At 58.5% G+C, this 9893-nt stretch carries 11 protein-coding genes; 6 read left to right on the top strand and 5 right to left on the bottom strand.

Going from position 1 to position 9893, the window contains the following annotated elements:
* Positions 1 to 210 precede the first annotated feature (210 nt).
* Positions 211 to 1410, bottom strand: a complete 1200-nt coding sequence (gene tyrS / locus ACWKV4_RS04345; RefSeq protein WP_483830923.1) for a tyrosine--tRNA ligase — start codon at positions 1408 to 1410, stop codon at positions 211 to 213.
* A gap of 216 nt (positions 1411 to 1626) precedes the next feature.
* Between tyrS and ACWKV4_RS04340 the strand changes: the two genes are divergently transcribed.
* The gene (locus tag ACWKV4_RS04340) at positions 1627 to 3066 is read left to right on the top strand and encodes a peptidoglycan DD-metalloendopeptidase family protein (RefSeq protein ID WP_483830924.1); all 1440 of its coding nucleotides are present in this window, start codon (positions 1627 to 1629) and stop codon (positions 3064 to 3066) included.
* Between the two features lies 1 nt (position 3067).
* Entirely contained in the window at positions 3068 to 4159 is a 1092-nt protein-coding gene (locus ACWKV4_RS04335; protein ID WP_483830925.1) for an anhydro-N-acetylmuramic acid kinase, read from the top strand.
* Positions 4160 to 4246: 87 nt separating this feature from the next.
* On the opposite strand, the gene erpA is transcribed toward ACWKV4_RS04335, so the two are convergent.
* Positions 4247 to 4597 carry an iron-sulfur cluster insertion protein ErpA gene (erpA, locus tag ACWKV4_RS04330; protein ID WP_483830926.1) on the bottom strand — a complete coding sequence of 117 codons (351 nt, stop codon included), beginning with the start codon at positions 4595 to 4597 and terminating at the stop codon, positions 4247 to 4249.
* 96 nt (positions 4598 to 4693) lie between these two features.
* Positions 4694 to 5728 carry an N-acetyl-gamma-glutamyl-phosphate reductase gene (gene argC / locus ACWKV4_RS04325; protein ID WP_483830927.1) on the bottom strand — a complete coding sequence of 345 codons (1035 nt, stop codon included), beginning with the start codon at positions 5726 to 5728 and terminating at the stop codon, positions 4694 to 4696.
* Between the two features lie 133 nt (positions 5729 to 5861).
* On the opposite strand from argC, the gene hemJ reads away from it, so the two are divergent.
* From hemJ to coq7, 4 genes are all read left to right on the top strand, one after another.
* The gene (gene hemJ / locus ACWKV4_RS04320; protein WP_483830928.1) at positions 5862 to 6287 is read left to right on the top strand and encodes a protoporphyrinogen oxidase HemJ; all 426 of its coding nucleotides are present in this window, start codon (positions 5862 to 5864) and stop codon (positions 6285 to 6287) included.
* A 72-nt stretch (positions 6288 to 6359) separates the two neighbouring features.
* Positions 6360 to 7136 (top strand): SDR family NAD(P)-dependent oxidoreductase, encoded by a 777-nt coding sequence (locus tag ACWKV4_RS04315; RefSeq protein WP_483830929.1) that lies wholly within the window; start codon positions 6360 to 6362, stop codon positions 7134 to 7136.
* A 74-nt stretch (positions 7137 to 7210) separates the two neighbouring features.
* Complete coding sequence (locus ACWKV4_RS04310) at positions 7211 to 7549, top strand: histidine triad nucleotide-binding protein (protein WP_483830930.1); 339 nt, start codon at positions 7211 to 7213, stop codon at positions 7547 to 7549.
* A gap of 42 nt (positions 7550 to 7591) precedes the next feature.
* Positions 7592 to 8239 (top strand): 2-polyprenyl-3-methyl-6-methoxy-1,4-benzoquinone monooxygenase, encoded by a 648-nt coding sequence (gene coq7 / locus ACWKV4_RS04305; protein ID WP_483830931.1) that lies wholly within the window; start codon positions 7592 to 7594, stop codon positions 8237 to 8239.
* Between the two features lie 117 nt (positions 8240 to 8356).
* Here the strand turns inward: coq7 and speD are convergent, their stop codons facing one another.
* Positions 8357 to 9148: an adenosylmethionine decarboxylase gene (speD, locus tag ACWKV4_RS04300; RefSeq protein WP_483830932.1), complete on the bottom strand. Its 792-nt coding sequence runs from the start codon at positions 9146 to 9148 to the stop codon at positions 8357 to 8359.
* Positions 9149 to 9356: 208 nt separating this feature from the next.
* Positions 9357 to 9800, bottom strand: coding sequence for an OsmC family protein (locus ACWKV4_RS04295; RefSeq protein WP_483830933.1), 444 nt, complete (start codon positions 9798 to 9800; stop codon positions 9357 to 9359).
* Positions 9801 to 9893: the final 93 nt, after the last annotated feature.

Genomic DNA, 9893 nt, shown 5'->3' with positions numbered 1-9893 from the left:
AACCTCTCGAAGCGGGAGGCGAATTCTACAGCACTACAACCTGCTGTCAACTGCCTTTTTCACCGCGCCGATCCGGAGACCGAAGCCGCTTCCAACCCCTTCGAACCGGCTAACCCATTGATACTCAAGGCGTTTGCCGTTCCGTTGCCGCTGGAAGTGGGGCGCAGTATAAAGGGTTTCGGAAGGCCGTCAACACCTTTTTACAAGGACTTACTTCAGGGACAGGGTAATGCGCGCAAAGGCCTTCTTACCGGCCTGGCATACGTGAGTCGCGCCCAAGGCAAACACAAAGCCTCGGTCTACGACTTCGCCATCTATACGTACGCTGCCCGCACTCAAGAGGTCCCTGGCCGCAGCCGAATTCTTCACCAACCCTGCCTGGTTCAATACCGCAGCGATAGGCATGTCTTCCATAGAGGTCAAGCTCACCTCGGGCAAGTCGTCTGGCAGTTCACCATCCTTCATACGGTTACCTGCGCCACGGTGCGCATTAGCAGCCGCTTCTTCGCCATGGAACCGCGCGATGATCTCTTCAGCCAGCTTAATCTTGATGTCTCGTGGGTTGCTACCCGCAGCCACGTCCGCCTTGAAGGCGTCGATTTCCGCCATGGAACGGAAGCTCAGCAACTCAAAGTAACGCCACATCAAGGTGTCGGGAATGGACAGCAGCTTGCTGAACATCACCCCAGGCGCTTCCTGGATGCCTATATAGTTGCCCAACGACTTGGACATCTTCTTCACCCCATCCAGGCCTTCCAGCAAGGGCATGGTGAGGATGTTCTGGGGCTCTTGCCCGTAACCGCGCTGAAGCTCACGCCCCATCAGCAGGTTGAATTTCTGGTCCGTACCACCGAGTTCTACATCCGCGCGCAAGGCTACCGAGTCATAGCCTTGCACCAGCGGGTAAAGGAATTCGTGAATGGCAATAGGCTGGCTGGTGCTGTAACGCTTCTGGAAGTCATCGCGCTCAAGCATGCGCGCCACGGTGTACTGGGACGTTAGCCGGATGAAATCCGCTGGGCCCATCTGGTCCATCCAGGTGGAGTTGAACGCCACCTCGGTTTTCGCCGGGTCTAGGATTTTGAACACCTGGGTCTTATACGTTTCAGCATTTTCCAGTACCTGCTCGCGCGTCAGCGGCGGGCGAGTCGCGCTCTTGCCGCTAGGGTCGCCAATCATCCCTGTGAAGTCACCAATCAGAAAGATGACGTGGTGCCCCAACTCCTGGAATTGCCGGAGCTTGTTGATCAGTACCGTGTGGCCCAAGTGCAGATCTGGCGCGGTAGGGTCGAAACCGGCCTTGATCCGCAAAGGTTGACCGCGCTTGAGCTTCTCGATCAGCTCCGCTTCGACCAGTACCTCCTCAGCGCCACGCTTGATCAGCGCGAGCTGCTCGTCAAAAGAGTACATATACGCCCCTAAGCCTGCGATTCAAAAACGCCCAACATACAAGATCACCGCCTCAAACCCAAGTAGCGCGGTGATGTGACTCAGGCCTTGTCTTAAAGCGTCTGGGAAAGCTTGCCTCGGGAATGAATTGGTTATATTTTAGGCAGTTATTTCATATTCATCATGTCATTCATCTTTTCCAATTCATTTTCATTCCTCTTTTAAAAGCCAAAAACTATGACCGACGCCCCACCTAAAGCGCCGCCCCTATACCCCAAAACACACCTTCTTGCGGCTAGCGGAATCGCCGCGCTGTTGAGCCTGGCCCTGCTGGTATTCCCCTCCAGTGACGTCGAAGCCAAGAAAACATCCTTGGCCCTGGATCTCGAACCGCCCGCGCAAGCCTTCCAGGATCAGCAACAGGCCCCTACCGCAAGCGAGCCTGTCCCAGCTGACTCACCCTTCGCACAAATCGAAGGCGACGCAGATCCTGTCGACAGCACCGCCAGCGAGACCACGCCCCTCACGCAAGATACGCCGGCCGTAGCAGAAGCCGCCGCGCCGGCCGTGGGGCAAACCCATCGTCAGGTAGTGGTAGGCCGTGGCGATACGCTGTCGGCGCTGTTCGAAAAAGTAGGCCTACCGGGCAGCGAAGCCCAATTAGCCCTGAGCAGCGATAAGCAAGCCAAGCAGTTCGCCCACCTGAAAAAAGGTCAAGTGCTCGAATTCGAACTTGCCGCAGACGGCACGCTGCAAAGCCTGCACACCAAATTGTCCCGCGTGGAATCCATCCGCCTGGAGCGCGGTGCCGATGGCGCCCTTGCCTTCCAGCGTACGGTGGAAACCCCTGTCATGCGCGCGGCCTATGTACACGGGACCATCACCAGCTCTCTCTCGGCTTCGGCGCAGCGCGCGGGCCTGTCCCATGCCCAGGTAATGGACCTGGCAAGCATCTTTGGTTATGACGTGGACTTCGCTCAGGATATTCACCCCGGGGACCAATTCGACGTGGTGTATGAGCAAAAGGTGCTCAATGGTAAGGTGATCGGCACCGGCAACGTGTTGTCCGCCCGTTTCATCAACCGTGGCAAGGTGTATACCGCGGTTCGGTACACCAACAAGCAAGGCAACACCAACTACTACACCGCAGACGGCGATAGCATGCGCAAGGCATTCATCCGTTCTCCGGTAGACTTTGCACGCATCAGTTCACGCTTCTCGGGTAGCCGCCAGCACCCGATTCTGAACAAGATCCGTGCCCACCAGGGCGTGGATTACGCTGCGGCGCGCGGCACCCCTATCAAGGCCACGGGCGACGGCAAGGTCATTCTGGCTGGTCGCAAAGGCGGCTACGGCAATACCGTAGTCATACAACACGGCAATACCTACCGCACCCTTTATGGCCACATGCAGGGGTTTGCCAAGGGCATTCGTGATGGCAGCGCGGTGAAGCAGGGTCAAGTGATCGGCTATATCGGCACTACCGGCCTGTCCACCGGCCCTCATGTTCACTATGAATTCCAGGTCAATGGCGTTCATGTGGACCCACTTGGCCAGAAGTTGCCAATGGCTGACCCCATCGCGCGTAACGAGCGTCAGCGCTTCCTGCAGGTAGCCCAGCCCTTGATGGCGCGCATGGATCAAGAGCGCGCCACCTTGGTTGCGAGCAAGCGCTGAGATGGCCCTGTATATCGGCGTGATGTCCGGCACCAGCCTTGATGGGCTCGACATCGCCCTGGTAACGCAGGAGCAGTCCACCCAGTTGATGGCCTCTCACTATGTACCCTTGCCCGCTTTATTGAAGGCCGAATTGCTCGCACTGTGCACGCCTGGTCCCGATGAAGTAGCACGGGTCGCCCTGGCGGAGAACGCTTGGGCAAGTTTGGCCGCCGAGGGCATCGAGCAATTGCTGCGCTCGGCGGGTGTCTCGCCCAGCGCGGTAAGGGCCGTAGGCAGCCATGGCCAGACTATCCGACATGAACCGGCGCGCGGGTTTACCGTACAGATCGGCAACCCTGCCTTGCTCGCCGAGCGCTGTGGCATAACCGTGGTAGGGGATTTCCGCCGCCGTGACGTGGCTGCCGGTGGCCAAGGTGCGCCATTGGTGCCAGCCTTCCATGAGGCGCTGTTCGCTGGTCAAGGCGAGGCTATTGCGGTGTTGAACCTGGGTGGGTTTTCGAACCTGAGCTTGATTCGTTCCAAACGCCCGGTACTGGGCTTCGACTGTGGCCCGGGGAATGTATTGCTAGACGCTTGGATCAACGCTTGCCATGGCCAGGCCTTTGACCAAGATGGCGCCTGGGCCGCCAGCGGAGCAGTGGATGACGCCTTGCTCCAGCGCTTACTGGCCGACCCGTTCTTTTCCGCCACTGGCCCCAAAAGCACGGGGCGCGAGGTATTCAACCTGTCTTGGCTGAAGGCACACCTGAGCTACCACCCCAAGGTCGCGCAGGCCGATGTGCAAGCCACGCTACTGGAGCTTACAGCACGCACTGTAGTGGATGCGCTTGTGCATGAGATGCCGCGCCCAGACGGCCTGTTTGTCTGTGGCGGCGGCGCCCATAACCGGGCGCTGATGAAACGTTTGCAAGCATTGGTCGGCAATGCACCGGTACGTAGCACCCAAGCACTGAAGGTTGACCCAGACTGGATGGAAGCCATGGCCTTCGCCTGGTTGGCACACTGCTGTTTGGAGGGCACCCCTGCCAACCGGCCAGAGGTGACGGGCGCCAAAGGCCTTAGAGTACTTGGGGCAATCTACCCAGCTTGAATGAAGCGGGGCGTGCCTAACCGGCCGTGCCTAACCGGCCGTGCCTAACCGGCCGTGCCTAACCGGCCGTGCCTAACTGGCCGTGCCTTAGATCGAGAATGACTGGCCGCAACCACAGGTGGTGCTGGCATTAGGATTGTTGATCACAAAGCGTGACCCCTCAAGCCCTTCCTGATAATCCACTTCGGCACCCGCCAAATACTGGAAGCTCATCGGGTCCACTACCAGGCTTACACCCTCGCGCTCGACGATGGTGTCGTCCTCGGCGATGTCTTCATCGAAGGTAAAGCCATACTGGAAACCTGAGCAGCCACCGCCGGTGACGAAGACTCGAAGCTTGAGGCGATCATTGCCCTCTTCGTCGACCAGGGTCTTCACCTTATGGGCGGCACCCTGTGTAAATTGCAAAACCGTGGGGGTGAAGGTTTCGACACTCATTTGACTCTCCCGGCGCAAGCCGAACGCTATTGCGAAATGCGGATATTATCCGCTTATCCGAGCAAAACGGTCAACAATTGCTCACCCCCTTCGGCCTTATGGCATCAAGCCCGCATGGAACAGCCCCAGGCGCTCATCCAAGCCAAACATGATGTTGAGGTTCTGCACCGCCTGACCAGAGGCCCCTTTCACCAAGTTGTCGATCACCGACAGCACCACGACCAAATCCCCACCCTGCGGCCGATGCACCGCGATACGGCAGACGTTGGCCCCACGCACGGAACGGGTTTCGGGGTGGCTCCCGGCAGGCATTACATCCACGAACGGCTCATTGGCATAGCGGCGCTCGAACAGCGCTTGCAGGTCAGCCGAACGGTCCGCCACGGTCGCATACAAAGTGGCATGAATGCCGCGAATCATCGGGGTAAGGTGAGGCACAAAGGTCAGGCCAACCTCGCCGCCGGCCGCCAGGCGCAGCCCTTGAGTGATCTCTGGCAAGTGCCGGTGCCCCTTGACCGCGTAAGCCTTCATGCTTTCGCTAGTTTCGCACAGCAGCGAACCCACACTGGCGCCCCGCCCCGCCCCGCTTACCCCAGACTTACAGTCTGCGATCAACCGCGACGCATCCGCCAGCCCGGCTTCGAGCAGAGGAAGCAAGCCCAGCTGAGCGGCGGTTGGGTAACAGCCCGGCACCGCGATCAAGCGTGCCGGCCGTATACGCTCACGGTTGACCTCTGGCAGGCCGTACACCGCCTCTTCAAGTAACTCAGGCGCGCCATGGGGCTGCCCATACCAACGCGACCATTCGTCCGCGTCTTGCAAGCGGAAATCCGCGGACAGGTCGATGACTCGTGTGCCTGCGTTCAGCAGCTCGCCGGCCAAGCCATGGGCCACGCCGTGGGGGGTTGCGAAAAACACCACGTCACAGGCACCCAGGGCACGGGTATCCGGCTGGCTGAACGTCAGGTTGTCGTAATGGCCTCGCAAGTTCGGGTACATATCCGCCACCGCTACACCGGCTTCCGAGCGGGAGGTGATGATCGCCACCTCAGCCTGTGGATGCTGCGCCAACAAGCGCAACAGCTCGACACCGGTGTACCCCGTGCCCCCAACGATACCGACCTTGACCATCTACATGCCCGCCCTGACGCGATACTGGAAGCCGTCGATAATAGGGGCCAGGCGCCTGCGTCACAACCGTGGGATGACGCAGCGCCCTTGGCGCTCTACTATCGAACCGTCCTTAACCGTGGGAAACCCTTACATGCTCTATCTATGGATCAAAGCCCTGCACATCATCAGCATGGTTTGCTGGTTCGCGGCGCTCTTCTACCTGCCTCGCCTGTTCGTGTACCACGCCATGAGCGAAGACACCCTCAGCCGCGAGCGTTTCGTGATCATGGAGCGCAAGCTATACCGGGGCATCATGACCCCCTCCATGGTGCTCACTTTAGTGTTTGGCGCCTGGCTGGTGTACCTGAACCCTAGCTGGATGACCATGGGGTGGCTGCATGCCAAGCTGGCCCTGGTGGTATTGCTGATCGGCTATCACCATGTCTGTGGTGCCCATCGCAAGCGCTTGGAGCGTGGGGAGAGCCGTCATACCCACACGTTTTACCGATTTTTCAACGAAGTGCCGGTGGTCGTGTTGCTGCTGGTGGTCGTGCTGGTAGTGGTCAAGCCCTTCTAACGCCGCTGTTCGCTCCTCGGGCATGGCGGTAAACTTCGCTGTTTACAGCCATCGCGGTGTTTCCATACCTTTATGTTTTCTTCCTACGCGCTGGTAACCGGTGCTTCCAGTGGCCTGGGCCTGGCGTTGGCCGAGGCCTTGGCGCGGCGGGGGCGCAACGTACTGCTGGTTGCCCGCTACCGTGACGACCTTGAGCCCATTGCCATCGAATTCACCCAACGCTTTGGGGTAGAGGTGCTGTTCCGCGCCTGCGACCTAAGCGAACCGCTGCGCCTGACCGGGTTCCTGCTGGAGCTTGAAGAAAGCGAACGGCGTATCGACCTGTTGGTGAACTGCGCGGCGCTTACCTCCCAAGGGCATTTTCTGGCGCAAGACTGGTTGCGTGAACAAGACCTTATCGAACTGAACGTTCTGGCGCTGGCCCGGTTGTGCCATGCGATCGGCAACGCCATGGCGGTTCACGGCGGCGGGCAGATCCTCAACGTTGCTTCCATCGCCGCCTTCCAACCTGGGCCCTGGATGAGCAGCTATGCTGCCAGCAGCGCCTATGTGCTACACCTTTCCGAAGGCTTGAGAGAAGAACTCAGGCAAACCGGTGTTAGTGTGTCCGTCCTTTGCCCCGGCCCGTTGCGCTGGTCCAGCGGGATGCCGCGCAAGCTACAGCGCAGCCGCCTGCCGTTGCTGCCCGAGGAAGTTGCGCGGCAGGCAGTATTGGCACTGGAGCGTAATCGCGCGCTGATCATCCCCGGCTGGCGTGCACGGTGGCTTTCGCGAGCGGCAAGGTTCGCGCCTCGGTGGCTGGCCCGTAAAACGGCAGCAGCGCTCAACCGTGTCTACACGCGGCCTTAGGCGTGAAAACAGCGCTGGGCGTATAGGCGCCTGCTTGAGTACACTGGGGTTCAACGAAAATCAGGGAGTACTGTGTGGATACCCTTTTCGACAAGATTATCAAGCGGGAGATACCCGCGAACATCATTTACGAAGACGACCAAGTCATCGCCTTTCATGATATAGCTCCCCAGGCACCCGTGCATTTTTTGGTAGTCCCAAAGAAACGCATCCGTACGCTGGCGGACATGTCCGAAGAAGACAAACCACTGGCTGGCCACATTCTGTTCACCGCGCAACGCCTGGCACAGGAATTGGGCTGTGAAGAGGGCTTTCGCGTAGTAATGAATTGCAATGAGTTGGGCGGCCAAACGGTCTATCACATTCACTTGCATGTGCTTGGCCGACGGCAAATGCACTGGCCACCGGGTTAATAGGCTCGGCCCCAACGCTTTATTGAAATTTTGGAGGTCAATGTGCCCAACGAGCGTCAGTACACCACCGTAGATAGGCTGCTATTGCAGGCCGACAACATAGCCCGCACCTTGCTGCCCTTCAGCGGCCAACCTGCCCGGCCCTCCCCTGCCCTGCTACAACCGGACGCGCCGCTGAGCGACAGCCAGGCCAAGCATGTGGCGGGCCTGATGCGTATCAACCATACCGGTGAAGTTTGCGCCCAAGCGCTGTATCAGGGGCAGGCCCTTACTGCCAAGCTGCCACAGATTCGTGAAGCCATGGAACATTCGGCGGACGAAGAAGTGGACCATCTGGCCTGGTGCGAACAGCGCATACGGCAGTTAGGCAGCCGGCCCAGCGTGCTTAACCCGTTATTCTACGGAATGTCCTTTGGCATGGGTGCGATCGCAGGGTTGATCAGCGATAGGGTAAGCCTGGGGTTCGTCGCCGCTACCGAACAGCAAGTGTGCAAGCACTTGGATGAGCACCTGCAAAAGCTCCCGGTTGAAGACCAGAAGTCCCGAGCGATTCTGGAACAGATGCGCGACGACGAAGCCGGCCACGCGCAAGCAGCACTGGACGCAGGCGGTTTGCGCTTTCCATTGCCGATCAAGTTTGGGATGAGCTTGATGGCCAAGGTGATGACCAAGAGCACCTATCGGGTATAGGCGCCGGCGGAGCGGGCAAAGATACGGCATAGGCAACCAGTGACGCACGGTTCGCCAGCTTTGCTGACTCCTACAGGGGGAGCCAGCAAAGCTGGCGAACACCTACCTCACGCCAAATCAGCCAATGTTGCGGCCGTAGAAGATTTCCAGCATTTCATGCTTCACCCGCTCCGTGACCTGCGCTCGCTGCTCGACGGAGAAATTACGGGTGGCATCGCCAAACAGGTAATTATCCAGTTCGAATTCCTTGAGCAGCATCTTGGTGTGGAACAGGTTCTCCTGATACACGTTTACGTCCACCATCTGGTAGGCGCCCCGAGTATCTTCGGAAAGGTAGTTCTGGATCGAGTTGATCTCGTGATCAATAAAGTGCTTACGCCCTTCTATGTCTCGCGTGAAGCCGCGCACGCGGTAGTCCACGGTCACGATATCTGAGTCGAACTGGTGAATCAGGTAATTCAGCGCCTTCAACGGCGAAATTACACCGCAGGTGGACACGTCAATGTCTACGCGGAAGGTGGCGATACCGTTGTCCGGGTGGATTTCCGGGTAGGTATGGACAGTGATATGGCTTTTGTCCAAGTGCGCCAAGATAGTGTCGGGCAATGGGCCTGGGGACTCTTCGATCTGGCTCTCGGTGGGGGTTACCGGTTGCTCGGAAATCAAGATCGTTACACTGGCACCCTGTGGCTCGTAGTCCTGACGTGCGATGTTCAGGATATTGGCCCCAATGATATCGACAACATCCGTAAGGATCTGAGTCAGGCGAGCCGCGTCGTACTCTTGGTTGATGTATTCAACGTAAGCCTGTTGATCCTGCGGCGTCTGCGCATAGCAGATGTCGTAGATGTTGAAGCTCAAGGTCTTGGTCAGGTTGTTGAACCCGTGGAGCTTGAGTTTGCTTTTCACCGTCTGAAAACTCTCTTTGTATGCGGCCGTGCCGCGTGATCAAGCATGCCCGTCAAGTACCGACAGGTACCTGCGTAGGACGATTTACACCTCTTCGCGTTGGCGATTTTGGTTGTCTGTCCGGGGAGTGCCCGGTTTCAAGGGTGGCCTTGAAAAAGTGGCGCATTATGCAGACCCGCGCCACCGTATGCCAGAGTATGCGCAGCTTTTATGATGCCTGGATGGCAGCGTCGCCCAGTTCTTCGATTTCGTAGGAATGGGTGATGTTCACGCCGCCTGCGGCGAGCATGATCGATGCCGAGCAGTATTTTTCTGCAGACAATTCCACCGCGCGCTTGACCTGCGCTTCTTTCAGCCCGCGCCCCTTCACTACAAAGCGCAGGTGAATGCGGGTAAAGACCTTCGGCTCGCTGTCAGCACGCTCGGCTTCAAGAAAAGCCTCGCAGCTTTCCACAGGCTGACGGGCTTTTTTCAAGATGGTCACAACGTCGAAGCTACTGCAGCCGCCCAGCCCGATCAATACCATTTCCATAGGGCGCACGCCGAGGTTGCGACCACCGTTTTCGGGCGCGCCGTCCATCACGACGGCATGGCCGCTGCCGGACTCGCCGATGAACATAACCCCACCGGCCCACTGGATACGTGCCTTCATACTGACCTCCGATTAAAGGCGGCCAGCTTACCACAGCCGTTCAGCCGCAAAATTCGCTCAAAAGTGCGACGGACCTCAAGTTTTAAGGAAATA

The organism is Pseudomonas artemisiae (assembly GCF_057128685.1).
This window is presented reverse-complemented; position numbering and strand designations above follow the sequence as displayed.

What these genes read in the sequence shown, in the direction of transcription:
- tyrS (WP_483830923.1), bottom strand. Translation starts at nt 1,410, where the DNA reads ATGTACTCTTTTGACGAGCAGCTCGCGCTGATCAAGCGTGGCGCTGAG.
- ACWKV4_RS04340 (WP_483830924.1), top strand. Translation starts at nt 1,627, where the DNA reads ATGACCGACGCCCCACCTAAAGCGCCGCCCCTATACCCCAAAACACAC.
- ACWKV4_RS04335 (WP_483830925.1), top strand. Translation starts at nt 3,068, where the DNA reads ATGGCCCTGTATATCGGCGTGATGTCCGGCACCAGCCTTGATGGGCTC.
- erpA (WP_483830926.1), bottom strand. Translation starts at nt 4,597, where the DNA reads ATGAGTGTCGAAACCTTCACCCCCACGGTTTTGCAATTTACACAGGGT.
- argC (WP_483830927.1), bottom strand. Translation starts at nt 5,728, where the DNA reads ATGGTCAAGGTCGGTATCGTTGGGGGCACGGGGTACACCGGTGTCGAG.
- hemJ (WP_483830928.1), top strand. Translation starts at nt 5,862, where the DNA reads ATGCTCTATCTATGGATCAAAGCCCTGCACATCATCAGCATGGTTTGC.
- ACWKV4_RS04315 (WP_483830929.1), top strand. Translation starts at nt 6,360, where the DNA reads ATGTTTTCTTCCTACGCGCTGGTAACCGGTGCTTCCAGTGGCCTGGGC.
- ACWKV4_RS04295 (WP_483830933.1), bottom strand. Translation starts at nt 9,800, where the DNA reads ATGAAGGCACGTATCCAGTGGGCCGGTGGGGTTATGTTCATCGGCGAG.